Annotated in this window: 22 protein-coding genes; 2 read left to right on the plus strand and 20 right to left on the minus strand. The window is 48.4% G+C overall.

Translation table 11 applies throughout. The annotated features are described in order from the left end of the window. Nucleotides 1-62: 62 nt before the first annotated feature. The 6 genes from rho to GCA01S_RS01825 all read right to left on the minus strand — a co-directional run bounded on the left by rho (nt 63) and on the right by GCA01S_RS01825 (nt 6285). The gene (rho, locus tag GCA01S_RS01800; protein ID WP_026078614.1) at nt 63-1337 is read right to left on the minus strand and encodes a transcription termination factor Rho; all 1275 of its coding nucleotides are present in this window, start codon (nt 1335-1337) and stop codon (nt 63-65) included. A gap of 499 nt (nt 1338-1836) precedes the next feature. Next, on the minus strand, nt 1837-2799 hold the full coding sequence (glpX, locus tag GCA01S_RS01805) for a class II fructose-bisphosphatase (protein WP_017436897.1): 963 nt from the start codon (nt 2797-2799) through the stop codon (nt 1837-1839). A gap of 33 nt (nt 2800-2832) precedes the next feature. Next, nucleotides 2833-4119, minus strand: coding sequence for a UDP-N-acetylglucosamine 1-carboxyvinyltransferase (locus tag GCA01S_RS01810; protein WP_017436898.1), 1287 nt, complete (start codon nt 4117-4119; stop codon nt 2833-2835). A 52-nt stretch (nt 4120-4171) separates the two neighbouring features. Continuing rightward, nucleotides 4172-4819: a fructose-6-phosphate aldolase gene (gene fsa, locus GCA01S_RS01815; RefSeq protein WP_017436899.1), complete on the minus strand. Its 648-nt coding sequence runs from the start codon at nt 4817-4819 to the stop codon at nt 4172-4174. Between the two features lie 85 nt (nt 4820-4904). Continuing rightward, nucleotides 4905-5768, minus strand: coding sequence for a class II fructose-bisphosphate aldolase (locus GCA01S_RS01820; protein WP_042406810.1), 864 nt, complete (start codon nt 5766-5768; stop codon nt 4905-4907). 154 nt (nt 5769-5922) lie between these two features. After that, nucleotides 5923-6285: a response regulator gene (locus GCA01S_RS01825; protein ID WP_017436901.1), complete on the minus strand. Its 363-nt coding sequence runs from the start codon at nt 6283-6285 to the stop codon at nt 5923-5925. Between the two features lie 151 nt (nt 6286-6436). On the opposite strand from GCA01S_RS01825, the gene GCA01S_RS01830 reads away from it, so the two are divergent. Beyond that, complete coding sequence (locus GCA01S_RS01830) at nt 6437-6970, plus strand: DUF2529 domain-containing protein (RefSeq protein WP_017436902.1); 534 nt, start codon at nt 6437-6439, stop codon at nt 6968-6970. A 53-nt stretch (nt 6971-7023) separates the two neighbouring features. On the opposite strand, the gene GCA01S_RS01835 is transcribed toward GCA01S_RS01830, so the two are convergent. From GCA01S_RS01835 to GCA01S_RS01875, 9 genes are all read right to left on the minus strand, one after another. Then, entirely contained in the window at nt 7024-8619 is a 1596-nt protein-coding gene (locus GCA01S_RS01835; RefSeq protein ID WP_042406814.1) for a CTP synthase, read from the minus strand. A 165-nt stretch (nt 8620-8784) separates the two neighbouring features. Further along, complete coding sequence (gene rpoE / locus GCA01S_RS01840; protein ID WP_174407467.1) at nt 8785-9336, minus strand: DNA-directed RNA polymerase subunit delta; 552 nt, start codon at nt 9334-9336, stop codon at nt 8785-8787. Between the two features lie 235 nt (nt 9337-9571). After that, nucleotides 9572-12829: a fused isobutyryl-CoA mutase/GTPase IcmF gene (gene icmF, locus GCA01S_RS01845; protein WP_042406818.1), complete on the minus strand. Its 3258-nt coding sequence runs from the start codon at nt 12827-12829 to the stop codon at nt 9572-9574. Between the two features lie 18 nt (nt 12830-12847). Further along, nucleotides 12848-13480 carry a TetR/AcrR family transcriptional regulator gene (locus tag GCA01S_RS01850; RefSeq protein ID WP_042406819.1) on the minus strand — a complete coding sequence of 211 codons (633 nt, stop codon included), beginning with the start codon at nt 13478-13480 and terminating at the stop codon, nt 12848-12850. Between the two features lie 27 nt (nt 13481-13507). Then, nucleotides 13508-14647: an acyl-CoA dehydrogenase gene (locus tag GCA01S_RS01855; protein WP_017436907.1), complete on the minus strand. Its 1140-nt coding sequence runs from the start codon at nt 14645-14647 to the stop codon at nt 13508-13510. A gap of 42 nt (nt 14648-14689) precedes the next feature. After that, on the minus strand, nt 14690-15832 hold the full coding sequence (locus GCA01S_RS01860) for an acyl-CoA dehydrogenase (protein WP_017436908.1): 1143 nt from the start codon (nt 15830-15832) through the stop codon (nt 14690-14692). 21 nt (nt 15833-15853) lie between these two features. Next, nucleotides 15854-16705, minus strand: a complete 852-nt coding sequence (locus GCA01S_RS01865) for a 3-hydroxybutyryl-CoA dehydrogenase (protein ID WP_042406821.1) — start codon at nt 16703-16705, stop codon at nt 15854-15856. Between the two features lie 240 nt (nt 16706-16945). Then, nucleotides 16946-18124, minus strand: coding sequence for an acetyl-CoA C-acetyltransferase (locus GCA01S_RS01870; RefSeq protein WP_042406823.1), 1179 nt, complete (start codon nt 18122-18124; stop codon nt 16946-16948). 226 nt (nt 18125-18350) lie between these two features. Next, the gene (locus GCA01S_RS01875; protein WP_017436911.1) at nt 18351-20450 is read right to left on the minus strand and encodes a heterodisulfide reductase-related iron-sulfur binding cluster; all 2100 of its coding nucleotides are present in this window, start codon (nt 20448-20450) and stop codon (nt 18351-18353) included. 201 nt (nt 20451-20651) lie between these two features. Here GCA01S_RS01875 and cls point away from each other — a divergent pair, with 201 nt between their 5' ends. Beyond that, the gene (gene cls / locus GCA01S_RS01880) at nt 20652-21839 is read left to right on the plus strand and encodes a cardiolipin synthase (protein ID WP_042406825.1); all 1188 of its coding nucleotides are present in this window, start codon (nt 20652-20654) and stop codon (nt 21837-21839) included. Nucleotides 21840-21873: 34 nt separating this feature from the next. On the opposite strand, the gene GCA01S_RS01885 is transcribed toward cls, so the two are convergent. The 5 genes from GCA01S_RS01885 to speE form a co-directional block, all read right to left on the minus strand. Continuing rightward, a complete protein-coding gene (locus tag GCA01S_RS01885; RefSeq protein WP_042406827.1) occupies nt 21874-22041 on the minus strand; it encodes a XapX domain-containing protein in 168 nt (55 codons plus the stop codon). Nucleotides 22042-22193: 152 nt separating this feature from the next. After that, on the minus strand, nt 22194-23864 hold the full coding sequence (gene argS / locus GCA01S_RS01890) for an arginine--tRNA ligase (protein ID WP_042406830.1): 1671 nt from the start codon (nt 23862-23864) through the stop codon (nt 22194-22196). A gap of 3 nt (nt 23865-23867) precedes the next feature. Next, nucleotides 23868-24299 carry a YwiB family protein gene (locus GCA01S_RS01895; RefSeq protein ID WP_042406833.1) on the minus strand — a complete coding sequence of 144 codons (432 nt, stop codon included), beginning with the start codon at nt 24297-24299 and terminating at the stop codon, nt 23868-23870. 220 nt (nt 24300-24519) lie between these two features. After that, entirely contained in the window at nt 24520-25401 is an 882-nt protein-coding gene (gene speB, locus GCA01S_RS01900; RefSeq protein WP_042406836.1) for an agmatinase, read from the minus strand. Between the two features lie 13 nt (nt 25402-25414). Then, the gene (gene speE / locus GCA01S_RS01905; RefSeq protein ID WP_042406840.1) at nt 25415-26242 is read right to left on the minus strand and encodes a polyamine aminopropyltransferase; all 828 of its coding nucleotides are present in this window, start codon (nt 26240-26242) and stop codon (nt 25415-25417) included. Between the last annotated feature and the right edge of the window lie 43 nt (nt 26243-26285).

Here is a 26285-nt window from a genome sequence, read left to right on the forward strand (position 1 = left end):
ACTAGTGATTTACTCCAACTTCTTCCTCTCTCATAAGAGCAGAAAGGAAGACATGGCACTTTTTATATACGGGTGATTCCTCCATTTTTCCATTCTTCATCCAACAAAGCAAAGAACTCTTCGTTGGATTTGGTGCGGCGGAGTTTATTTAAAAACCGCTCAATGAAATCAGGAGAATCAGACATCGTTTTGCGAATCGCCCATAGTTTTTCCAAATGCTCTTTCGGAATAAGCAGCTCTTCTTTGCGTGTGCCGGAACGACGGATATCGATGGCTGGGAAAATGCGGCGCTCTGCCAGCGAGCGGTCGAGATGCAGCTCCATATTGCCCGTGCCTTTAAATTCTTCGTAAATGACGTCGTCCATGCGCGATCCCGTATCAATGAGCGCAGTCGCTAAAATCGTCAAGCTGCCGCCCTCTTCGATATTGCGGGCTGCCCCAAAAAACCGCTTCGGGCGATGGAACGCTGCCGGGTCGATTCCTCCTGACAGCGTGCGGCCGCTCGGCGGGATGACTAAGTTATAGGCGCGCGCCAGCCGCGTAATGCTGTCCATAAGAATGACGACATCGCGCTTATGCTCGACAAGGCGCATCGCGCGTTCTAGCACTAATTCAGCCACTTTAATATGGTTTTCCGGCACTTCATCAAACGTCGAGCTGACGACATCCCCTTGCACGGACCGTTCAATATCGGTTACTTCTTCCGGCCGTTCGTCGATGAGAAGGACGATCAGCTCTACTTCTGGATGATTCGTGGTAATGCTGTTAGCGATTTCTTTTAACAGCATCGTTTTCCCGGCTTTTGGCGGAGCAACAATGAGCCCGCGCTGTCCGAATCCGACCGGGGCAATTAAATCGATGATTCTGGTGGAAAGCTTGTCCGGAGTCGTTTCCAACTTCATTTGCCGGTTTGGATATAGCGGCGTCAGCGCCGGAAAGTGGACGCGCTCTTTCGCGACTTCCGGATCCTCGCCGTTGACTGCCTCGACATGAAGCAGTCCGAAATAACGCTCATTTTCTTTTGGAGGGCGCACTTTTCCCGATACTTTATCCCCATTGCGCAAGTCAAAACGGCGGATTTGTGACGCGGAAATATAGATGTCTTCCGAACTTGGAGAATAGTTAATAGGACGCAAAAAGCCAAATCCTTCTGATGGAATGATTTCCAGTACGCCTTCCATAAAAAATAATCCGTCTTGTTCCGCACGCGCTTTCAAAATAGCAAAAATAAGCTCTTTTTTTGTCAGTTTACTGTAATACGAAATTTTATATTGACGGGCGAGCTCGTAAAGCTCTTTCAATTTCATGTTTTCTAATGTAGCAAGCGTTAGCTCCATTTCGACACCACACTTTTGCAATTTTTCGTTTTCTCCCATATTTCACACCGAACATTTCTTCATTTTACGAAATTCAAACGGATGGGATAAAAAAGAAGATGATGAAGGCGAAAAAATTAAGGAAGTAGAATGGCAGAGCTTATTTTTATGCACATGCAGCATGACTATTTTACCCTTTTTGCCGTTTTTTAATCAATAGTTTTTTAAGTATGCGTTGAACTTCTCCCACCTACACTGCGTTTAGAGGCGGAAGACTCCTGCGCCGTCACCTTTATGGAGGCGAAAATTAGCAGGCGATCTCCGCTGTTTTAGCGGTTAATCGCAACACTTCGCTGTGAGTATGGATACTTGCGTTCAAATTGGAAGATCGAAAGGATAAAAATGAAGCCAATTCCTCTCCCACTTCCTCCCTTTACTCGTTGAAGCGGAGTCTGCACAGCAATTCTGGTAAAAATAAACGGGGGCGACGATCATCCTTTCTCCCCCGCTCACAGTGCATTTACTTAATGACTAAGTTCGGCTTTTTCTTTAAGCTGTGCCGACCTTCAATAAAGCGAACCGTCCCCGATTTGGCCCGCATGACAACGGAATGGGTGAGACCGTATGCTCCTTTAAATTGCACACCGCGCAACAGTTCTCCGTCGGTTACACCAGTGGCGGCAAAAATCGCATCGTCCCCTTTGACTAAGTCTTCCATACGAAGCACTTTGTTGACGTCAATGCCCATTTTTTTGCATCGTTCCACTTCTGCATCATTTTGCGGCAATAGCTGGCCTTGAATTTCGCCACCGAGGCATTTCAAGGCGACCGCCGCCAATACCCCTTCTGGCGCCCCTCCAGAACCGAATAAAATATCGACACCCGTATGGTCAAATGCCGTGTTAATGGCAGCGGCGACATCGCCGTCATTAATCAGCTTGATGCGTGCCCCTGCTTCGCGCAGCTCAGCGATGAGCCGTTCGTGGCGAGGGCGATTTAATACGATGGCGACAACGTCTTCAATGTCTTTGTTTTTCGCTTTCGCCACCGCTTTTAAATTGTCGATGACCGGAGCCTCGATATCAATCATCCCTACTGCTTCCGGACCGACGGCAATTTTATTCATGTACATGTCAGGGGCATGCAGCAAATTGCCGTGATCAGCGACAGCGACGACGGCTAAGGCGTTCCATCCGCCGGATGCAACGATATTCGTTCCTTCGAGCGGATCAACGGCGACATCGACGCGCGGACCGTAACCGTTGCCAAGTTTTTCACCGATATATAGCATCGGCGCTTCATCCATTTCTCCTTCTCCGATCACTACGGTCCCCTTCATCGGAATTGTATCAAACACATCGCGCATCGCTGATGTGGCGGCATCATCTGCTTCGTTCTTTTTGCCGCGCCCCATCCATCTGGCGGCAGCGAGGGCGGCTGCTTCCGTGACACGGACAAGCTCCATCGATAAACTTCTTTCCATATGGACTTCTCCCCTTCCCTTTGTTGCCTGGATTTATGCGTTTTTGATCTGTTCGACTTCTTCGTCCGTCATTTTTTCCCGCCAAATTGTCGCCCCAATATTCGTCAACTTTTCGACAAGATTGCTGTAGCCGCGGTCAATATGCTCGACTCCGGCAATTTCTGTAAGTCCTTCTGCCATCAAGCCGGCAATGACCAGCGCCGCGCCTGCGCGCAAATCGCTCGCTTTTACTTTTGCCCCTTGCAGTTGAACGGGACCGGTGATGATAGCCGAACGGCCTTCGACTTTGATGTTGGCATTCATGCGGCGAAGCTCATCGACATGTTTAAAGCGGGCGCTATAAATCGTATCCGTAACAACGCTCGTGCCATGCGCTTTGCATAAAAGAGCGGTAAACGGCTGCTGTAAGTCCGTTGGAAAACCTGGATATACAAGCGTTTTCACATCAACGGCTTTTAATGACGGCACCCCTGCGACGAGAATTTGGTCATCGCTTGTTTCCACACGAACACCCATTTCGCGCAATTTTGCTGTCAACGATTCGACGTGCTGCGGAATGACGTTATCGACGATTACTTCTTTTCCCATCGCCGCAGCGGCAATCATATACGTGCCGGCCTCAATGCGGTCAGGAATAATGGAATGGTGGCAGCCCGATAATTTTTCGACGCCGTCGATGCGAATGACGTCCGTCCCGGCGCCTTTAATTTTGGCGCCCATATTGGACAGCAAAGTCGCCACATCAATAATTTCCGGTTCTTTTGCAGCGTTTTCAATAATCGTCCGACCTTTGGCGCGCACTGCCGCCAACATGATGTTGATCGTCGCTCCAACGCTGACAACATCCAAAAAAATACGGGCGCCGCGCAATTCTTCGGCACGCAAATAAATTGCGCCTTGCTCGTTTGTTACTTTCGCCCCCAACGCCTCAAAGCCTTTAATATGCTGGTCAATCGGGCGCGGACCTAAATGGCAGCCGCCCGGCAAGCCGACGACCGCTTTTTTGAAACGACCGAGCATCGCTCCCATTAAATAATACGAGGCGCGTAATTTTTTTACTTTTCCATTCGGCAGCGGCATCGGCACCATATTTGTCGGATCGATGACCGCCTCTTTGCCGTCAAAATGGAACGATCCGCCAATTTCTTCAATTAAGCTCCCTAAAATGCGCACATCAGAAATGTCCGGCAGTCCTTCGATCGTAACCGGTGAATCGGCGAGAATCGTCGCGGGAATCAAGGCGACGGCGCTGTTTTTCGCGCCGCTCACCTTAATGGTCCCCTGCAGCGGATCCCCGCCAATAATTTTGATTTTTTCCATTATAGTCTCCCTTCTTTGATGAGAAGTTGACTCTTAGTTTATTGATTGCCGTTCACTGCTGTTTTTGCCGGTTCCAGTCAGCCAAAAACTTTTCAATCCCTTGGTCTGTAAGCGGATGGTTAAACAATTGCATCAATACTTTGTACGGGACCGTCGCGATATGTGCTCCTCTTAGCGCTGCTTCTGTCACATGAAGCGGATGGCGAATCGATGCTGCGATAATTTCTGTGTCAATTCCGTGGATATTGAAAATGTCGGCGATCGTGGAAATCAGCTCGAAACCGTTATGACCAATATCGTCTAAACGGCCGAGAAACGGGGATACATACGTTGCTCCAGCACGTGCTGCTAACAGCGCTTGGTTGGCGGTGAACACTAATGTCACGTTCGTCTTAATGCCCTTTTCGCTAAATACTTTTACCGCTTTCAGCCCTTCCGGTGTCATTGGCACCTTGATCGTAATGTTTGGCGCAATTTTTGCCAATTCTTCGCCTTCTTCAATCATTCCTTTCGCATCGGTGGAAATGACTTCTGCGCTTACCGATCCCGATACAATGGACGTAATTTCGCGAAGGCGGTCATGAAACGAAACGTTTTCTTTGGCCACAAGGCTCGGGTTGGTCGTCACTCCGGCTAAAATGCCAAGCTCATTCGCCTTTTTAATTTCTTCCAAATTGGCTGTATCGATAAAAAACTTCATGGCGATATCCTCCTTTATCCTTGATGGGGCAAGAAAGAGAAACCGCAGTGACGTTACCCGTCAAGCGGTTTTTCTTTTTTGCTGGTTATTGTACTGCTTTTCCAGAAGAGCCAAATTCACGCATTTTCCCGATGACCGTCGCTTTAATTGCGTCGCGGCCTGGGCCGATAATTTTGCGCGGATCATATACTTTTTCGTCTTTCGCTAACAATTCGCGGACGACTTTTGTAAACGCGATTTGGTTTTCCGTATTGACGTTAATTTTTGAGGTGCCAAGGGAAATGGCGCGTTGAATTTGTTCGGTCGGGATGCCCGTACCGCCGTGCAGCACAAGCGGAATACCGGTTAAATCGCGAATTTGCTCCATTTCAGTGAACCCTAGCTTTGGCTCTCCTTTGTATGGACCGTGAACCGAACCTAAAGCAGGTGCTAAACAGTCAATGCCTGTCCGTTTGACTAATTCTTCACATTCTTTCGGATCCGCATAAATAATGCCTTCACCGACGACATCGTCTTCCTGCCCGCCGACCGTTCCTAGCTCCGCTTCTACCGATACGCCGCGCGCATGTGCGTATTCGACGACCTGCGAAGTGATTTTGACGTTTTCTTCAAACGGATGATGGGAGGCGTCAATCATAACGGAAGTAAAACCGGCGTCAATAGCTGCTTTACATTTTTCAAAGCTGGAACCATGGTCAAGGTGGATCGCCACTGGAACGGTAATATTCATATCTTCCATCAAGCCTTTAACCATATTGACGACTGTTTTAAAGCCGCTCATATAACGCGCTGCACCTTCAGACACGCCGAGAATGACCGGTGATTTTTCTTCTTCCGCCGCCGCTAAAATCGCCTGTGTCCATTCTAAGTTGTTAATGTTAAATTGGCCGACAGCGTATTTTTCGCGCAACGCTTTGTTCAACATTTCTGTCATTGATACTAAAGGCATTGCCAAATCCTCCTTATGTTCTAACGTCATCGCCTTTCCTAAACATAGCTATGCGCCATTCCAACAAGGGTATGTATGAAAGGCGTAAAATTGTCCTACGCTATAAGCATACCAACTTACAAAGAAAACAGCAACATTGTCACTTTAGACAAATTTATGACACTAAATGTTTCTTTACAGCCGTGCGCAAATCGTCAATATCAAACGGTTTGGCAAAATGCATAATCGCTCCTAATTCCTTTGTTTCCTGAATCATGTCAAGCTCCCCGTAAGCGGTCATAATAATGACTTTTATATCAGGATCAATTTCTTTTAACCGCTTTAGTATTTCAATGCCGTCCATGCCAGGTATTTTCATATCCAATAATACGAGATCAGGTCGGTGTTTGCGGACAATTTCGAGCGCCTGCATCCCGTTTGCCGCCTGGTATGTCGTATAGCCTTCCCGCTGAAACACTTCGTTTAATAAAATGCGGATTCCGTATTGATCATCGACAATCAAAATTTTTTTACTCATCTATTATGCACCTCAATTCATTTGTTTTTTTCTTCCACCTTAATAGTTTCGCATTTCCCTACTATATTTCCTGCCGATTTTTTCGCCATTTCGCCAAATTCCCATCCGTTCATTGTTTTTTGTATAATAGGCAACGAAGGGAGGACGAATAGTGAAAATTTTCGCGACACAAACAATCGGCTTTTTGCAAAAAATTGCCGCAGAAGAAGAGCTGGCGCTCGAAGACGGAGCGCGTCTGCTCGCACAGGCAGTGATCGGCGACGGCCGCATTTTGCTTCACGGTTTTCATGAAATGGAAGCGGTCGTGATTGAAGCGCTTTACGGACCGGATCCGCTGCCAAAAGCAGCCCGGTTAATGGAAAACGGCCGCCTGCGCGATGATATTGATGAAACGGACCGCGTTTTATTGATTGCGCGATTTTCCAATGATAAAGACGCCATCAGCCTTGCCGAACGCTTAAAAGAACAAGGTCTTGAAATTGCCGCTATTTCCGCTGTTGTCAAAGACGAGCAACCATCACTAGTTGACATTGTCGATGTCCATATCGATAGTAAATTGCTGAAACCGGTCATTCCGAAAGACGATGGCAGCCGCATCGGCATGCCGACGGTGATTACGGCTTCGTTTGCCTACTATTGCCTGCTGCTTACGATGGATGACATCTTAGAAGAATACGCACAGTAAACAAACAGGACTATCTCGCCGTATGCAAGATAGTCCTGTTTTGCTTTGCGTCGTTATTGTTTTAGTGACGCTTTAACGAATTCGCGGAACAGTGGCTGCGGTCTTGTCGGACGCGATGTAAATTCCGGATGGAATTGGGCGGCGACAAACCATGGGTGGTCTTTTAGTTCAATAATTTCAACAAGCCGGCCGTCCGGGCTTGTCCCGGAAAAGACGAAGCCGTGCTGCTCCATCATTTGCCGGTAATGATTGTTGAACTCATAACGGTGGCGATGGCGTTCATAAATCACTTCATCCTGATACGCTTCATAAGCAAGCGTTCCTTCTTGAAGCTTGCAAGGATACAGACCGAGACGCAGCGTGCCGCCTAAATCTTCGATATCCTTTTGTTCCGGCAGCAAGTCGATGATCGGATGCGGCGTATTCGGGTCAAATTCCGCGGAATGCGCCTCTTTTAGCCCGACGACATTGCGGGCAAATTCAATGGAAGCAAGCTGCATGCCGAGGCAAATGCCAAGGAACGGCACCTTTTGTTCACGCGCATAGCGGATTGCTTCAATTTTTCCTTCAATGCCGCGGTCGCCAAATCCCCCCGGCACAAGAATGCCGTCCGCATCGCCTAACAATTCGGCGACATTTTCCCGATTGACATGTTCAGAGTTAATCCATTTAATATCGATATCGGTGTCAAACGCGTATCCGGCATGGCGCAGCGCTTCGACGACGGAAATGTAGGCGTCTTGCAGTTCGACATATTTTCCGACCAGCGCAATTTTCGTTGTCCGCGACAAATTGCGCACTTTTTCCACCAGCGCCTTCCATTCCGTCATGTCCGCTTCCTTGCAGTTTAATTTCAAATGGTCGCAAACAATTTGGTCGAGTTTTTGCTCCTGAAGCATCAGCGGAACCGCGTATAACGTATCGGCGTCGCGCGCTTCAATGACTGCCTTCGGATCAATATCGCAAAATAGCGCGATTTTCTCTTTCATTTCTTGCGGCATTGGCATTTCCGTGCGGACGACGATGACGTTTGGCTGAATGCCGAGGCTGCGCAATTCTTTGACACTATGCTGCGTCGGTTTTGTTTTCATTTCGCCAGCCGCTTTAATATACGGAACGAGTGTGCAATGAATGTACATCACGTTTTCGCGGCCAACATCGCTTTTTATTTGGCGGATCGCTTCTAAAAACGGCAACGACTCGATATCGCCGACCGTGCCGCCGATTTCTGTAATGACGACATCGGCGTTTGTTTCGCGGCCGGCGCGGAAGACCCGTTCTTTAATTTCATTCGTGATGTGTGGAATGACTTGCACCGTTCCGCCCAAGTAGTCGCCGCGGCGCTCTTTTCTGATTACAGCGGAATAAATTTTTCCGGTCGTGACGTTGCTGTATTTGTTTAAGTTGATATCGATAAAACGTTCGTAGTGGCCTAAATCAAGGTCTGTTTCCGCACCGTCGTCCGTCACAAACACCTCACCGTGCTGATACGGACTCATCGTTCCCGGATCGACATTAATGTACGGGTCAAACTTTTGGATCGTGACATTTAATCCTCGGTTTTTTAACAGCCGGCCTAACGATGCCGCCGTAATCCCTTTTCCTAACGAGGATACGACACCGCCAGTCACAAAAATATATTTTGTCATCTTGTCTTCCCCCTTGCCAAATTGCATGTAGCAGTTTCAGTGTGTGCCAATAACACAAATAAAAAACGCTCCGCTTACAATATGTAAGGGAGCGATATAGTTTTTCCTGTTTTTAAGAGCCCAAATAAAATTCTATCTAGTTCTATTGGCAAAGTCAAGAGAATATTATCCGTCTTCTTTAGGGTCATCGATCTCGAGCTCTTCGTCCAGCTCATCATCTCCTAAGCCGAACTCATCGTTGTCAAGAATTTCATCGTCAAACTCGACATCATCGTCGAGATCAAATTCGTCGTCCTCAAGAAGCTCATCTTCATCCAAATCAAGATCGTCCTCGTCATATTCGTCGAGATCATCGTAATCGATATCTTCTTCATCAAGAAGATCATCGTAATCATCATACTCATCATCAAGCACTTTTTTCTTCTTCGGCTTCGTCACCATGACCGTTTCGTCTTCCGTTTGATCAAACGGATACCAAGTACGCAGCCCCCAGACATTTTCCCCGACGCAAATAAAACGCCCGTCGATATTTAAATCTGTATAGTACTGAGCAAGCCGCTGTTTTACTTCCTGCTCCGATAAACCAATTAGCGCAGCAACTTCGTCTACAAGCTGTTGGAACGATAACGCTTCCCTTTTTTCTGACAAAATGAGACTAGCGAGTTCCACGAATGACATTTCCCGCAATTCCTCTTGAGAGTATTGCTGCAGACTCAAATTCGGCACTCCCCTTCTACGTAATAAACTAACGAATGAATGCGAGTTGAATACATACCATTCATTATAAACAAATTCTTGCTGTTTATGCTACCTATTTGCAGAAAAAAATGCACATTTCTAGCTTTGATGTTTGATAGGGTACGGACCATTGCCCTCACCTACATTTCCCGCGGCCATTTCTCGTTTTATGGCACGAAAAAAGGAAATCGGCAAGCGATTTCCTTTTCCGCATTTACATGTTGCGGCGGTATTGCCCGCCCACTTCATAAAGGGCGCGTGTAATTTGTCCAAGGCTGGCGACTTTCACTGTTTCCATTAACTCTTCGAAAATATTGCCGCCGCTTACCGCCACCTGCTTAAGCCGCTCTAGCGCCGCCTCCACCTTATCTTTATTTCTCTCTTGGAATTCACGCAAGTTTTTAATTTGCAATTCTTTTTCTTCATATGTTGCACGCGCGAGCTGGATGTTGTTTAATTCCTCTTCCGACGGCGGATTCGGATTGAGGAACGTATTGACGCCGATGATCGGAAGCTCGCCGCTGTGTTTTTTCGTCTCGTAATACATTGATTCTTCTTGGATTTTTCCGCGCTGATATTGCATTTCCATTGCGCCGAGCACGCCGCCGCGGTCGCTGAGGCGCTCAAATTCCTGCAATACCGCTTCTTCTACTAAATCGGTCAGCTCTTCAATAATGAACGAGCCTTGAAGCGGATTTTCATTTTTCGCCAGACCAAACTCCTTCGTGATGATGAGCTGGATCGCCATCGCCCGACGGACCGACTCCTCGGTCGGTGTGGTGATCGCTTCGTCATAGGCGTTCGTATGAAGCGAGTTGCAGTTATCGTAAATCGCCATTAACGCCTGCAGCGTCGTGCGGATATCGTTAAAATCGATTTCCTGCGCATGGAGCGAACGGCCGGATGTTTGAATATGGTATTTTAACTTTTGGCTCCGTTCGTTTGCCCCGTATTTTTCGCGCATGACGATCGCCCAAATGCGGCGCGCCACACGGCCGATCACCGAATATTCCGGATCTAGACCATTGCTGAAGAAGAAGGAAAGGTTTGGCGCGAAATCATCGATTTTCATGCCGCGGCTTAAATAATATTCGACGTACGTAAAGCCGTTGGCGAGCGTAAACGCCAACTGGGTAATCGGATTGGCGCCCGCTTCGGCGATATGGTAGCCCGAGATGGATACCGAATAATAGTTGCGCACTTTATGCTTAATAAAATATTCTTGAATGTCGCCCATCATTTTCAAGGCGAAATCGGTCGAGAAAATACACGTATTTTGCCCTTGGTCTTCTTTTAAAATATCAGCTTGGACTGTGCCGCGCACCGTTTGCAGCGTATACGCTTTTACTTCTTCGTATTCTTCTTCCGTCAGCGGACGGCCTAGCTCTTTTTCCCGCTTTTCGACTTGCTGGTCGATCGCCGTGTTCATAAACATCGCTAAAATAATCGGCGCCGGACCGTTGATCGTCATCGATACCGATGTCAGCGGATCACACAAATCAAAGCCTTTATACAGCTTTTTCATATCATCGAGCGTACAGACGCTGACGCCGCTTTCACCAACTTTACCAAAGATATCCGGACGGTAATCCGGGTCTTGGCCATACAGCGTAACCGAATCGAACGCGGTGCTTAACCGCTTAGCTTTATCTTCTTTGCAGAGATAGTGGAAGCGCCGATTCGTCCGCTCCGGCGTGCCTTCGCCGGCAAACTGCCGTTTCGGATCTTCGCCTTGCCGCTTGAACGGAAAGACGCCGGCTGTATATGGGAATGAGCCTGGGACGTTTTCTTTGTATACCCAGCGCAAAATTTCGCCGTAATCTTTAAATTTCGGCAACGCCACTTTCGGAATATCGAGTCCCGACAAGCTTTTCGTCGTTAAGTCGGTAACAATTTCCTTATCGCGCACTTTGGTCACAAACTGTTTTCCCGCATATTTCGCTTTCAAATCTTCCCATGACGCAAGAATCCGTCTCGATTCCGGCGTGAGTTCGTTTTCATAATGCTGCTTGAGTGCCTCGAGCGCCGCGATCACTTCTTCGCTTTCGCCGCGTTCTTTTGCGGCTTCGATCGCCCCTTCAATTTGGAAAAGACGGCGCGCGAGTTCGGACTGTTGTTCGACGCGCTTATGATAGTTGCGGACCGTTTCCGTAATTTCCCGCAAGTAATGGCGCCGCTCACTTGGAATGATGACGTTATGCTTTTCGACGTTCGCTACCGTTTTCAAGTTCGTTTTCCAGTTCGTTCCCGCTTTTTGATTGATCAGGTCGACCAGTGCGACAAACAGCGTGTTCGTTCCCGGATCGTTAAATTGGCTGGCGATCGTGCCGTAGACCGGCATTTCCGAAAGATCTTTATCAAATAGCTGGTGGCTGCGCTGATATTGTTTTTGCACTTGGCGTTTCGCATCTTCCGACCCTTTGCGCTCAAATTTGTTGATGACGATTAAATCGGCGTAGTCAATCATATCGATTTTCTCAAGCTGCGTCGGCGCGCCGAATTCGCTCGTCATGACATACATCGAAATATCGCATATTTCCGTAATCGCAGCATCGCCTTGGCCGATTCCGCTCGTTTCGACGATAATTAAATCAAAACCTGCCGCTTTGACAACAGAAATGGCATCGCGAATCGCAAGCGACAGCTCCGAGCGGGAATTGCGCGTCGCTAGGCTGCGCATATAGACGCGCGGCGAGTTGATGGCATTCATGCGGATGCGGTCGCCAAGCAAAGCGCCGCCCGTTTTTTGTTTCGTCGGATCAATCGATAAAATCGCGATTTTGATATCTGGAATTTCGTTTAAGAAACGGCGCACTAACTCATCGGTCAGCGAGCTTTTCCCTGCTCCGCCCGTGCCGGTAATGCCGAGAACCGGCACCGCTTTGGCCATCGTTTTCACCTTTTCTAGCGCCGCCTCCGCCGCTGCCGCCGCTTCGCTTGAAACATCGACGCGGCTTTCGCATAACGTAATTAAACGCGCGATCGCTTGGACATCTCCATTTGGGAGCCGTTCTAATTCGTCAGTGATTTCGGTAACGGTCGGAAAATCGCATTCTTCGAGCATAATGTTAATCATGCCTTGCAGCCCAAAGCGGCGGCCGTCTTCCGGCGAAAAGATGCGGGCGATGCCGTATTCATGCAGCTCCTTGATTTCGCGCGGAATAATGACGCCGCCTCCGCCGCCGTAAATGCGGATATGGGAAGCGCCGCGCTCTTGCAGCAGGTCGTACATATATTTAAAAAATTCCATATGCCCGCCTTGATAAGAGGAGACAGCAATTCCTTGCACATCCTCCTGGATCGCGGCATTGACAATTTCATCTACGGAACGGTTGTGCCCTAAATGAATGACTTCCGCGCCGCTCGCCTGCAAAATGCGGCGCATGATGTTAATCGACGCGTCATGGCCGTCAAATAAGCTTGACGCCGTCACAAACCGCACGTGATGTTTCGGACGATAAATATGTGCCATCCTTTCCTCCCCCTTTAATCATGATGACCGTTTCTTCATAATCCCCTTTAGCAGCAATTCCGTCTGCAGTTCAATATATTCATCAAGCGTATATAGTCTTTTCAGCGCCCAGCGTCGAAACGCCCACATTTGTCCCAGCACGAAAATGTCGTGAGCGAACAGTTTGATTTCTTCCTCCGTCAGCTGAAATACGCCGTTGTTGACGCATGTCTGCAAAATGTTTTCAAACATGCCGACCATTTGGATTTCTTTGTTGAGCACGTATGGCAGCGATTCTTTGCTGAGCGATTTTACTTCCTGGTACATAACGAGCACTTCATCTTGCAAATCGTCGATGACTCTGAAATAGCGGGCGATCGCTAACTTAAAGCTTTCGATCGTGCCATGGTGGGTGTCGATGTCTTTTTCCATCCGTTCGCGCACTTCATCATAAATGCGGTCGCAAACGAGATAGAGGATGTCTTCTTTTTTGCGGATATATTCATACAGCGTGCCAATGCTAAATCCGGAAGCTTTAGCGATTTCCCTTGTTGTCGTCTGGTGAAATCCTTTTTGTTTAAATAAGGAAATCGCTCCTTTAATCATTTGGTTACGGCGCTTTTTGACAAGTTTCTCATCTTTGACGGATGCAATCACTTCCCGTTTTTTCATCTTGACCACCTGCAATGGCACGGATGCTTATCTAGTAAGCATCCGCGAAATAACAAGGCGTTGAATTTCTTGCGTTCCTTCGTAAATTTGCGTAATTTTCGCATCGCGCATAAACCGTTCGACCGGGTAGTCTTTCGTATAGCCGTTGCCGCCGAAAATTTGCACGGCATCGACCGTTACTTTCATCGCCGTATCGCCGGCAAATAGCTTCGCCATCGCCGATGCTTTGCCATACGGCAGGCCGTTGGATTCGAGCCATGCTGCCTGATACGTCAGCAGGCGCGCCGCTTCAATCGCCGTTGCCATGTCGGCCAATTTAAAGGCAACGCCTTGCTGCTCGGCGATCGGCTTGCCAAATTGCACCCGTTGTTTGGCGTATTCAACTGCTGCGTCCAACGCTCCTTGGGCAATGCCGACCGCTTGCGCCGCAATGCCGTTGCGGCCGCCGTCAAGCGTCATCATTGCGATTTTAAAGCCTTCCCCTTCTTGGCCGAGCAAGTTTTCTTTCGGAATGCGGCAGTCTTCAAAAATGAGCTCAGTTGTCGGCGAGGAACGAATGCCGAGCTTTTTCTCTTTTTTGCCGATCGAAAATCCCGGCGTACCTTTTTCGACAATAAACGCGCTGATGCCTTTATGGCGTTTTTCCGGATCGGTAACAGCAAAGACGACATAAATTTCCGCTTCGCCGCCGTTGGTAATCCATACTTTTGAACCGTTTAGTACATAGTAGTCGCCTTCGCGCACCGCCCTCGTTTTCATCGAGGCCACATCCGAACCGGCGCCCGGCTCGGAAAGGCCGTACGCGCCGAGTTTTTCCCCTGTCGCAAGGGCGCGCAAGTATTTTTGCTTTTGTTCTTCCGTACCGAATTTGTAGATCGGCCAGCTGGCCAGGGAAATATGCGCCGATAGCGTGACCCCAGTAGAAGCGCATACTTTTGACAATTCTTCCACCGCAATGACATATGCCAAATAGTCGCTGCCGATGCCGCCGTACTCTTCCGGCCATGGAATTCCGGTCAAGCCTAATTCAGCCATTTTATTAAAAATTTCGCGGTCAAACCGTTCTTCTTCATCTCGTTCCGCCGCTGTCGGCGCCACTTCCTTTTCGGCAAACTCGCGCACCATTTTTCGTATCATTTCATGTTCTTCGCTTAATTGAAAATTCATAATCCCGATCCCCCATTTATAAATGCTGATGGTTATGTTGCCTTACTTTTTCGTTAAGTATTTGCTAATGACCAAACGTTGAATTTCGCTTGTTCCTTCGTAAATTTCACAAATTTTTGCATCGCGGAACAACCGTTCGACGGGATAATCTTTCGTATAGCCGTTGCCGCCGAAGATTTGCACCGCTTCGATCGCGTTTTCCATCGCCGTTCTTGAAGCGAACAATTTTGCCATCGACGCTTCTTTTCCACATGGCAGGCCCTGCGCCCGCAAAAATGCCGCGCGATAGACAAGCAGTTTCGCCGCTTCGACCGCAGTCGCCATATCAGCGAGCTTAAAAGCGACACCTTGCTGCTCGGCGATCGGTTTGCCAAACTGGATGCGTTCTTTCGCATAAGCGGTCGCATGTTCTAACGCCGCTTCGGCAATGCCAAGCGCCTGCGCGGCGATGCCGATGCGTCCAACATCGAGGTTGGCCATCGCGATTTTAAAGCCTTGACCTTCCTCGCCAAGCAAGTTTTCCGCCGGCACTTTCGCGTCTTCCAGCGTAATTTGTACCGTCCGTGAACCGTGCAGCCCCATTTTTTTCTCATCTTTGCCGATGATAAATCCTGGCGTATCTTTTTCAACGATAAAAGCAGAAATGCCGCGGCTGCCTTTTTCATTCGGGTCGGTGCGGGCAAAGACGATATACGTATCCGCCTCGCCTCCGTTGGTGATGAAAATTTTCGAACCGTTTAAAAGGTAGTAGTCGCCTTGGCGGACCGCTTTTGTTTTTAAGCTTTTCGCATCGGAGCCGGCACCCGGTTCGGTGAGGCAAAACGCCCCTAGGTACTCGCCGCTGGCCAGCTTCGGCACATATTTTTTCTTTTGCTCCTCCGTTCCGAAGTATAAAATCGGATTGGTGCCGACCGACGTATGCACCGATAAAATGACGCCGACCGTCGCGCTTACTTTCGAAATTTCATGGATGGCGATAATGTAGGAAACAAAGTCCATCCCGGCACCGCCGTACTCTTCCGGAACGGTAATGCCCATCAGCCCGAGCTCGGCCATTTTGTTTAAAATCGGACGTGGAAATTCGCCTTGCTCCATGCGTTCCACAAATGGCGCGATTTCCGTTTGCGCGAACTCGCGCACCATGTTCCGCATCATTTCTTGCTCTTCCGTAAAGTGTAAATTCATGTATGCCACCTTCTTTGCTGATTACTCGTATGTGTAAAATCCTCTGCCTGTTTTGCGGCCGAGCCAGCCGGCTTTCACGTATTTGCGCAATAATGGGCATGGACGGTATTTATCATCGCCAAACCCTTCATGAAGCGTTTCCATAATGTACAGACACGTATCCAAACCGATGAAATCAGCTAATGTCAGCGGCCCCATCGGATGGTTCATGCCAAGCTTCATCACTTCGTCGATCGCTTCTTTTGTCGCAACTCCTTCATATAACGCATAAATCGCTTCGTTGATCATCGGCATCAAGACGCGGTTGGAGATAAAGCCCGGAAAGTCGTTGACTTCGACTGGTACTTTATTCAACTTGCGCGTAATCGCTTCAATCGTCTCATACACCTCATCCGCCGTCGCCAGCCCGCGGATAATTTCGACTAGCTTCATGACCGGAACCGGATTCATAAAATGCATGCCGATCACTTTTTCCGGGCGTTTCGTCGCCGCTGCGATTTCCGTAATTGGCAGCGAAGACGTGTTTGTCGCCAAAATCGTATGCGTCGGAGCGATTTGATCGAGTTCGGCAAACAATTTTGTTTTCACATCCATGTTTTCAACGACCGCTTCAATGACTAAATCGGCTTTCGCCGCGTTTTGCAAATCATTGGAAGGAGTGAGGCGCCCTAGTGTCGCCGCTTTTTCCTCTTCCGTCATTTTTCCTTTTTCCACTTGGCGCGACAATAATTTTTCGATATTCGCCAATCCTTTGTCGATTTGTTGTTGGCTAATATCATGTAGGAAAACGTCGTATCCTGCCATTGCACACACTTGCGCAATACCGGAACCCATTTGTCCGGCACCGATGACCATAATCGTTTTTACATCCATCGTCTTCACATCCCCTGTCTTTCGTTGTTTCTGTTTATTTGATGCGAATATCGTGACAAGCACTTCCGCAGGCGAAAAACATTTGCCCGTCGCGGTTAGGCAGCTCGCCTCCGCTTTTCTTTTTGTCTAGCTCGGCTCGCAACCGCTCAGGGTCAAATAACCTTCGCCTTCGGGGTGACAAGCACCCCTGCGGGTGAAGAACATTTGGCTTCGAAGGCTAATCGCGCCGCCTCCGCTTTTCTATACTTGTACCATGATGGCGTCGCCTTGGCCGCCGCCGCTGCAAATTGCGGCAATGCCGATGCCGCCGCCGCGGCGTTTCAATTCGTGGATCAGGGTAATGATAATGCGCGCGCCGCTGGCGCCGATTGGATGGCCTAAAGCGACCGCTCCGCCATTGACATTGACTTTTTCCGGATCAATGCCCGCGATTTGGATGCTCGCAAGCGCTACGGCGGCAAACGCTTCATTAATTTCAAATAAATCAATGTCAGCGACTGTTTTCCCCGTTTTGCGCAACAATTCGTTAATGACAAGCCCCGGCGTTTTCGGAAAATCTTTTGCCTCCACGGCAATCGCCGTATGCGCCAAAATTGTCGCAAGCGGTTGAATTCCTTCGCGGGCGGCGCGCTCTTCGCTCATCAGGACAAGCGCGGCGGCTCCGTCATTGACGCCTGGAGCGTTTCCGGCTGTCACCGTTCCTTGCGGGTCAAAAACTGGCGGAAGTTTGGCCAGCTTTTCAAGTGACGTATCTTTTCTTGGCGATTCATCGTGCGCGACAAGTATCGGTTCGCCTTTTCGCTGCGGCACTGCGACCGGTACGATTTCTTCGGCTAATAATCCCGCTTCCATCGCGGCGATTGCCCGCTGATGGCTGCGATACGCCCATTTGTCTTGTTCCTCGCGGGAAATGCCTAATTCTTTCGCTGTTTCACCGCCGTAAACGCCCATATGCACCCCGGTGAAACTACATGTCAGTCCGTCATACACCATTAAATCTTTGACGGCACCGTCGCCCATCCGCAGTCCCCAACGCGCTTTCGGCAATATATACGGAGCGTTGCTCATCGATTCCATACCGCCGGCAACAACTACTTCCGCTTCGCCAAGGCGGATGATTTGGTCGCCAAGCGTTACTGCCCGCATGCCGGAAGCGCATACTTTATTAATCGTTTCCGTGCGCACTTCCCACGGAATACCGGCATGGCGCATCGCTTGGCGGGATGGAAGCTGCCCTTGTCCGCCTTGCAGGACGGTCCCTAAAATGACTTGATCGACTTGTTCTCCGCTAATGTTGGCGCGCGCCAGCGCTTCTTTCACCGCGATGCCGCCAAGTTCAGCAGCCGTCAGCGGCTGCAAGGCGCCGCCAAATTTGCCAAACGGTGTCCGTACACCGCTTACAATCACCGTTTTTCTCATAAAACCTCTCCCCCTTTGTGATCTTCCTACGATAAAGAAAGCGATTACAACAATACAGACTGAACGCTCGCTCGATAATGATGGTAAAGAGAAGGTGTACACGAACGCACACCCTCTTTATCTATTATACTAATTATTTTAAAAAATAGGAATTATATATTCAATTTTTTTTAACATGCTTACCGAGAAATCTCCCACCTCCAAACGGAGTGTAGGTGGAAGAGGTTCATAAGACAGCTTCTTTCTCTTCGCCAAAGACCGATTTCGCCAGCAATTCTGCCACATCGTAAGTGAAGACTTTGTCCTCGACTTCCTTTGCTTTTGTGCCGTCCGTGAGCATCGTCAAGCAGTACGGACAGCCGGAGCTGATGACCGTTGGGTTGACGGCAAGCGCCTGCTCGGTGCGGGCTACGTTGATGCGGTTGCCGGTCGTTTCTTCCATCCACATTAAGCCGCCGCCGGCACCGCAACACATACCGCGTTCGCGGTTGCGCTCCATTTCGACGAGCTCGACGCCCGGAATTGCCTGCAAAATTTTGCGAGGTGCGTCATACACGTCGTTGTAGCGTCCTAAATAACACGAATCGTGGAACGTCACTCGTTCTTTTACTTCATATTTCGGCACTAATCGGCCTTCGTCAATCAGCTTCGCAAGCAGCTCGGTATGATGGTATACTTCCGCTTCAAAGCCGAAATCCGGATATTCGTTTTTAAACGTGTTGTACGCGTGCGGGTCGATCGTCACAATCTTTTTCACACCCGCTTTTTCAAATTCCGCGATATTGTTGGCTGCGAGTTCCTGAAATAAAAACTCGTTTCCTAAGCGGCGCGGCGTATCGCCCGAGTTTTTCTCTTTATTTCCTAAAATCGCAAACTTCACGCCTGCTTCATTTAACAATTTCGCAAATGCCAAGGCGATTTTTTGGCTGCGGTTGTCAAACGAGCCCATCGAGCCGACCCAGAACAAATACTCGAACTCTTCGCCGGCTTTTTTCGTTTCTTTGACTGTCGGAACATGCACATCATCGCGAAGCTCGCGCCAGTTTTCTTTCTCTTTTCGGTTCAATCCCCATGGATTTCCTTGGCGCTCAATGTTGGTCATCGCCCGCTGGGCATCCGGGTTCATTCTTCCTTCCGTCAGCACAAGATAGCGGCGCAAGTCGATAATTTTGTCGACGTGCTCATTCATGACCGGACATTGGTCTTCACAGTTGCGGCATGTCGTACAGGCCCAAATTTCCTCTTCCGTAATGACGTCGCCGATCAGGCTTGGCATCTCCAGCGCCGCCGCTTGTTCCTGCACGCCTTGCGCGGCAACCGCTAATTGGTTGCCTCTCGTGTTTTTAAAGGCAAACGTCGGCACCCATGGAGCGCGGGACGTAACAGCCGCCCCTTTTTCGGTCAGGTGGTCGCGCAGTTTTAAAATTAAATCCATTGGCGACAGCATTTTCCCGGTTCCAGTAGCCGGACACATGCTCGTGCATCGTCCGCACTCCACACAGGCATATAAATCGATGAGCTGCTTTTGCGTAAAATCTTCAATTTTCCCGACGCCAAACGATTCCTGCGTTTCATCTTCAAAGTTGATTTTCGATAATTTCGGCCGCGACAGACGGCTGAAAAACACGTTAATCGGCGCAGCAATCAAATGAGCGTGCTTCGACTGCGGTACGTATACTAAGAAAGTAAGCAAAATCAACAAATGGATCCACCAGGCGATAAAGAACAAGACAGCAGCGCCGGTTTCTCCAACCCAATGGAACGCGCTGGCGATGAACGATGCGACCGGTTCGCTCCATGAGGCTTCCTCACCGTGCCAAATCATGGCCATTCCGTTGCCAAACAAAACAGAAAGCATTAGCCCGCCGATAAAAATGAGCACTAAACCAGCTTTAAAATCCCGTTTTAAACGAACCAGCTTTTCAATATAACGACGGTAAAACGCAGCAAATACGGCAATCAAAATAAGCAAGGTGACAATTTCCTGGAAAAATGTAAAGCCTGGATAAAGCGGCCCTAGCGGCAGATGCGCCCCAGGAACGAGACCTTTGATGATAAAGTCAATCGCTCCGAATTGGACAAGGATAAATCCGTAGAAAAAGACAACGTGAATGATGCCGCTTTTTTTGTCTTTCAGCAGCTTTTTCTGGCCAAAAACATTGACCCAGATTTTTTGCAGACGCTCTTTTACTTTTTCATCAAATTCCACTTTTTTGCCGAGCTTAATGTATATCGCCCGCGTTTTCACCACATAGGCAAACAAGTAGACAGCGTAAGCGGTTACAAACAAAAACGCAAGAAAGTTGATCACCAATAGTGGATTCATGCCTCTCTCCCCTTCCCCCTTTAAATCGATGGAATGACAATCAAAAATATTGACAACAAAATAAATTTTCAGAATTAAGTCCTCGCGTCTATTTTACACAATGAATGAGCATTCAGTCAATAATGTTTTTACATGTTGTCCTGCTATTTTTTGCGTATCCGGGTACATTAATAATTAACGATGTGATCAGGAGGGGAAGAAATGCTTGTATTTTTCGTTATTGTTATTATATTAGCGCTAATATATCTTGATGACAAGCTCGGAAGGATCGTTTTCCAAAACAAAAACAAAAAAATTGTATATCCGCGGCGGCAAAGCGACATTTCTTTTTTCATCAACGGAACGCATCTTTTTTCCGATTATTTTGCGGAGATTCGCCAGGCCAAACACCATATCCACATTTTGTTTTACATCATTAAGAATGATGAGACGAGCCAGCCGTTTTTTCAATTGCTAAAACAAAAAGCAAAGGAAGGGGTTCAGATTCGCATTCTCGTCGATTGGGTCGGAAGCTTCGGATTGCCGAAATCGCTGATTCGCTCATTAAAAGCAAGCGGCATCGAATTTGCCTACACATATAAACCGCGCTTTCCGTTTTTCTTCTATTGGTTAAATCGGCGTAATCATCGAAAAATTACCGTGATCGACGGAAAAATCGGGTACATCGGCGGCTTTAATATCGGCAGAGAATATGTTGGAAAAGATCCAAATTTCGGGGAATGGCGTGACTACCATTTAAAAATTACCGGCGAAGGGGTTCATGATTTGCAAACGCAGTTTTTGCGCGACTGGGAAGAAGCGACCAATACAGCACTCGACAAATCTGAATATTTTCCTTCTCTTCAAGCAGGTGCAATCGCTCATCAATTATTTGCCAAGGATGGCCATGCGCTCGAGCAGCAACTCATTGATGTCATCGATCAAGCCAAAAAAGAAATTATCATCGGCAGCCCCTATTTTATTCCTAGCCGTTCCGTAATGAACGCGCTGCTCGATGCACTTCGGCGCGGCGTCAACGTGACCGTTCTTGTCCCATTAAAAGCGGATCACCTATTTGTAAAAGAGGCTGCCTATCCTTATTTTTACCGCCTGTTAAAAGCCGGAGCGCGCATTTATCGCTTTTATCAAGGCTTTTATCATGCGAAAACGATCGTGATCGATGAGCAATGGTGCGATATCGGCACCGCCAATTTTGACAAAAGAAGCTTATTTTTTAACAGCGAGATTAATTGTTACATTTTTGACCGCGGTTTTATCCGCGAAGTAAAGAAAGCGATCGAACGCGATTTAGCCCGTTCCGAGCAGATGACGCTTGATTTTTGGAAAAAACGCACGTTATGGGAACGCGGCAAAGAGTCGATATCGACTCTTCTTTCTGCTTGGCTATAAAAGCCATGTTAGGGAATCCTCCCTTAACATGGCTTCATTTCCAAAAGTAACTAATCCATTCGAATACTTTCATCCCTAAGTATACCCCGACGATCCCGGCAATGCCGGCTAAAGCTGGCGGGGCAGGAATCGGCAAACGGAACAGCGTAAATAAAAAGCCGACCACCATCCCAGTCAACAACGATAAAGTCACTTCTTTCATTTCCATTTCCTCCATGTATTTTTTTCATTACTATGCCCATAAAAAGAGGGGGGAACTCCCCCTCGTTCGAGCATTTATTGTAAAACGTCTTTCCTCTTTTTTGATATTTCCTAAACAGAATGGCTGGAAAATCCGCCTCAAGCTGTTATTTCTTACATTTTTTCCGGCGCCGATACACCGATGAGCGCCAGCGCGTTTTGCAGCGTAATTTGCACGGCTTTCATGAGCGCTAAACGCGCCCGGCTTTTTTCCATGTTTTCCGGATCTAACACTTTTTCCGCATTGTAAAAGCTGTGCAGTGCCGACGCCAGCTCAAACACATAGCCGGTCACGCGGTGCGGCATCCGCTTCACAGCCGCTTCCGCCACCACACTTGGGAACTCGCCAAGCTTTTTCAACAGCTCGATTTCTTTTTCCGTTTCGATATAATCGAGCTGCAAATCTCCTTCATAAGACAAGTTTTGCTCCTCGCCTTGGCGGAGAATGCTTGAGACGCGGGCATGTGCGTATTGCACATAGTACACCGGGTTTTCATTCGACTGCGAGACGGCAAGGTCCATATCAAAATCCAAATGCGTGTCGCTCGAGCGCATCGCAAAGAAGTAGCGGACTGCATCCAAGCCGACCTCTTCCATTAATTCGCGCATCGTCACCGCTTTGCCGGTGCGCTTGCTCATTTTGACCCGTTCGCCGTTTTGATACAAGTTAACTAATTGAATGATTTCCACTTCCAACACGTCCGGGTCATAGCCGAGCGCCGCAATCGCCGCTTTCATCCGCGGAATATAGCCGTGATGGTCCGCGCCCCAAATGTTAATGATTTTCGCAAATCCGCGGCGCAGCTTATCCTGATGATAGGCGATGTCCGGCAGCAAATACGTATACGTGCCGTCTTTTTTGATTAACACGCGGTCTTTGTCATCGCCAAACGCCGTCGAGCGGAACCATGTCGCCCCGTCTTTTTCGTAAATATAGCCGCGTTCGCGCAGCACCGCCAACGCTTCGTCAATTTTTCCGCTTGTATATAAAGATGTTTCCGAATACCAAACATCGAACGAGACGCGGAAATCGGCCAAATCTTTTTTAATCTTTTCTAATTCATAGTTGAGTCCGTACTCACGGAAAAAGGCGAGCCGCTCTTGCTCATCGGTATGGACAAATTTGTCGCCGTGCTCCTCGGCCAACTTTTTGCCGATTTCGACAATATCTTCGCCGTAATAACCGTCTTCCGGCATGGCTTTCTCGATGCCGAGCGCCTGGAAGTAACGGGCTTCGACTGATTTGGCCAGGTTGTAAATTTGATTGCCGGCATCATTAATATAATATTCGCGCGTCACATCAAATCCGGCTTTTTCTAAAATATTGCATAGCGAATCGCCGACCGCGGCGCCGCGGGCATGGCCTAAATGCAAATCGCCGGTTGGGTTGGCGGAAACAAACTCGACTTGCACTTTTTGCCCATTTCCGACATTCGTCTCCCCGTAAGCTTTTCCCGCTTGGATGATCGTTGGAATCAGCTCCGTTAAATAGCGGTTGTCCATATAAAAGTTAATAAACCCCGGGCCGGCAATGTCGATTTTGGCAATGGACGCTTTTGTCCGGTCAAAGTGCTGCACGATTTCTTCCGCAATCGCCCGCGGCGGTTTTTTCGCAATGCGGGCCAGCTGCATCGCCATATTCGTCGAATAGTCGCCGTGCGCTTTTTCTCTCGGCACTTCTAAAATCACATCCGGCATTTCTTCTGTTTTCGCAAGTCCGGCGCTAATGACGGCGCGCTTAATTTCTTCTTTAATCCGTTCCTTCATCTGTTCGACAATGTTCATTATCTATACCCCCTTAAACATAATCGTCATCGCATGGCGGCCTGTTTGTTCATTTTGCATCTGCAGCTGATACGATACAAACAACCGCCCTTTTTTCCGCCTGTCATCATAATGAAACTCGATATGATCCGTTTTTGTTTTCATCGTCCATTGCCCAAACGAAGTGCGGTAATGGCCGGTCGTTTCTTCCGTTTTGCGGAACGCATGACGCATATGCACCGCTCCGGAACGCATGACGACCACTTCCTCGTTCGTTATTTTAACGATCGTCTTAATGCTGCCGAGCTCATGCTGCTCCTTAAATTGCAAATACATGGCGTTTCCTTTTATGTAGTAAAGACCTGTTGCTTCTAACACAACCGTTTCCTTGCGCAACCCATCGCGAATATCGGTCACTTGTTTCAGCTGCATCGGGATTCCGTTTTGTTTCTCCATCGAGAACACGCCCTTGATAAAAAACAGTAATAACTTTATTAAGTATAAAGGAATTATTTCCTTTCATTCAAGAGGGGAAGAATGTATGCAGCGGCTTCATGCATAAAAAAGCACCATCTTCAGCGAGACGGCGCTTGTAACGAAACATATTTGCGATTGTTTTACATTTTGCAGCACATTGAAATCCCGACTCCAGTAAAAATGGAGTCGGGATTTGCCATCAGCGGCGTTTTGGCACCCAGCCGAGAATCATTTCGCGAATCAGTTTGCTTGCGGTGTTAGCCGTTTGTTCGGAATGGTCATAAACCGGCGCTACTTCCACTAAATCAGCGCCAACGACGCGAACATCCGATTTCGCGATTTCATGGATGGCTGCCAATAGTTCTTTCGATGTAATGCCGCCGGCGTCGACTGTTCCCGTGCCCGGAGCGTGGGCAGGGTCCAACACGTCGATGTCAATGGTCACGTACACCGGACGCCCGGCCAGCTTCGGCAGCACTTCCCGAAGCGGCTCGAGCACTTCGAATTTCGCGATGTACATGCCGTTTTCTTTCGCCCATTCGAACTCTTCCTTCATACCGGAACGAATGCCGAACGAAAAGACGTTTGTCGGTCCGATTAAATCCGCCACTTTGCGAATCGGCGTCGCGTGGGACAGAGGCTCGCCCTCGTAATGCTCCCGCAAGTCGGTATGGGCGTCCATATGAATCACCGCTAAATCCGGATATTTTTTATATACCGCTTTAATGACCGGCCAGGAAACGAGATGCTCACCGCCGATGCCAAGCGGAAATTTATCTGCGGCCAAAATTTTATCGACAAAATCTTCGATGATATCCAAGCTGCGCTGCGCGTTTCCAAATGGAAGCGGAATATCGCCGGCGTCAAAATATTTGACTTCTCGAAGTTCGCGGTCTAAATACGGGCTGTATTCCTCCAGCCCAATGGACACTTCGCGAATGCGGGCCGGGCCGAAGCGGGAACCAGGGCGGTAACTTACCGTCCAGTCCATCGGCATCCCGTAAATCACCGCTTCGCTTTCCTCAAAATTCGGGTGGCTTCCGATAAACACATTGCCCGAATACGCCTCATCGAATCTCATGATGCCATCCCCCTCATTTCAATAAATCAGCGACAAATTTCGGCAATACAAAGCAGGCTTTATGCAGCTCTTTCGTGTAATATTTCGTCTCGATATCATGGAAACGATCATCACTTACCGCCAGCGGATCGTATTTTTTCGAACCGATCGTAAACGTCCAAAGCCCACTTGGATACGTCGGGATGTTTGCTGTATACAGACGCGTAATCGGGAAAATTTCGCGCACGTCGCGGTATACTTTTCGGATTAAATCCGCCTTAAACCAAGGGTTATCCGTCTGGGCGACAAAAATGCCGTCTTCTTTCAACGCTTTGGCGATGCCGGCGTAAAACCCTTTCGTAAATAAATTCACCGCCGGGCCGACCGGCTCTGTCGAATCCACCATAATGACGTCATATTCATTTTCACTTTTCGCGATATGCATAAAACCGTCGTCTACTTTGACTTCGACGCGCGGGTCGTCAAGCTTGCCAGCAATCTCCGGCAAATATTTTTTCGAGCATTCAATGACTTTGCCGTCAATTTCCACAAGCGTCGCTTTTTTGACGCTTGGATGTTTCAGCACTTCGCGGATGACACCGCCATCGCCTCCGCCGACCACAAGCACATTTTCCGGATTTGGATGGGTAAACAGCGGAACGTGCGCGACCATTTCATGGTAGACAAATTCGTCTTTTTGCGTTGTCATCACCATTCCATCTAAAATAAGCATGTTGCCAAACTGTTCTGTTTCAACCATGTCCAGCTTTTGGAATGGGGTTTGTTCTGTATGTAAAGTGCGTTTAATTCTCGCTGTAATGCCGAAATGCTCCGTTTGTTTTTCGGTAAACCATAGTTCCATCGGTAACATCCTTTCTCTGCTCGTTTCCACTTTCGTATACGCT

The organism is Parageobacillus caldoxylosilyticus NBRC 107762, from assembly GCF_000632715.1.
GTDB classification, from domain to species: domain Bacteria; phylum Bacillota; class Bacilli; order Bacillales; family Anoxybacillaceae; genus Saccharococcus; species Saccharococcus caldoxylosilyticus.

What these genes read in the sequence shown, in the direction of transcription:
- GCA01S_RS01835 (WP_042406814.1), bottom strand. Translation starts at nt 8,619, where the DNA reads ATGACAAAATATATTTTTGTGACTGGCGGTGTCGTATCCTCGTTAGGA.
- GCA01S_RS01855 (WP_017436907.1), bottom strand. Translation starts at nt 14,647, where the DNA reads ATGAATTTTCAATTAAGCGAAGAACATGAAATGATACGAAAAATGGTG.
- GCA01S_RS01870 (WP_042406823.1), bottom strand. Translation starts at nt 18,124, where the DNA reads ATGAGAAAAACGGTGATTGTAAGCGGTGTACGGACACCGTTTGGCAAA.
- GCA01S_RS01820 (WP_042406810.1), bottom strand. Translation starts at nt 5,768, where the DNA reads ATGCCTTTAGTATCAATGACAGAAATGTTGAACAAAGCGTTGCGCGAA.
- GCA01S_RS01810 (WP_017436898.1), bottom strand. Translation starts at nt 4,119, where the DNA reads ATGGAAAAAATCAAAATTATTGGCGGGGATCCGCTGCAGGGGACCATT.
- icmF (WP_042406818.1), bottom strand. Translation starts at nt 12,829, where the DNA reads ATGGCACATATTTATCGTCCGAAACATCACGTGCGGTTTGTGACGGCG.
- glpX (WP_017436897.1), bottom strand. Translation starts at nt 2,799, where the DNA reads ATGGAAAGAAGTTTATCGATGGAGCTTGTCCGTGTCACGGAAGCAGCC.
- GCA01S_RS01865 (WP_042406821.1), bottom strand. Translation starts at nt 16,705, where the DNA reads ATGGATGTAAAAACGATTATGGTCATCGGTGCCGGACAAATGGGTTCC.
- argS (WP_042406830.1), bottom strand. Translation starts at nt 23,864, where the DNA reads ATGAACATTGTCGAACAGATGAAGGAACGGATTAAAGAAGAAATTAAG.
- cls (WP_042406825.1), top strand. Translation starts at nt 20,652, where the DNA reads ATGCTTGTATTTTTCGTTATTGTTATTATATTAGCGCTAATATATCTT.
- GCA01S_RS01875 (WP_017436911.1), bottom strand. Translation starts at nt 20,450, where the DNA reads ATGAATCCACTATTGGTGATCAACTTTCTTGCGTTTTTGTTTGTAACC.
- speB (WP_042406836.1), bottom strand. Translation starts at nt 25,401, where the DNA reads ATGAGATTCGATGAGGCGTATTCGGGCAATGTGTTTATCGGAAGCCAC.
- GCA01S_RS01850 (WP_042406819.1), bottom strand. Translation starts at nt 13,480, where the DNA reads ATGAAAAAACGGGAAGTGATTGCATCCGTCAAAGATGAGAAACTTGTC.
- rho (WP_026078614.1), bottom strand. Translation starts at nt 1,337, where the DNA reads ATGGAGCTAACGCTTGCTACATTAGAAAACATGAAATTGAAAGAGCTT.
- speE (WP_042406840.1), bottom strand. Translation starts at nt 26,242, where the DNA reads ATGGAACTATGGTTTACCGAAAAACAAACGGAGCATTTCGGCATTACA.
- GCA01S_RS01825 (WP_017436901.1), bottom strand. Translation starts at nt 6,285, where the DNA reads ATGAGTAAAAAAATTTTGATTGTCGATGATCAATACGGAATCCGCATT.
- fsa (WP_017436899.1), bottom strand. Translation starts at nt 4,819, where the DNA reads ATGAAGTTTTTTATCGATACAGCCAATTTGGAAGAAATTAAAAAGGCG.
- GCA01S_RS01860 (WP_017436908.1), bottom strand. Translation starts at nt 15,832, where the DNA reads ATGAATTTACACTTTACGGAAGAGCAAGAAATGATGCGGAACATGGTG.
- GCA01S_RS01885 (WP_042406827.1), bottom strand. Translation starts at nt 22,041, where the DNA reads ATGAAAGAAGTGACTTTATCGTTGTTGACTGGGATGGTGGTCGGCTTT.
- GCA01S_RS01895 (WP_042406833.1), bottom strand. Translation starts at nt 24,299, where the DNA reads ATGGAGAAACAAAACGGAATCCCGATGCAGCTGAAACAAGTGACCGAT.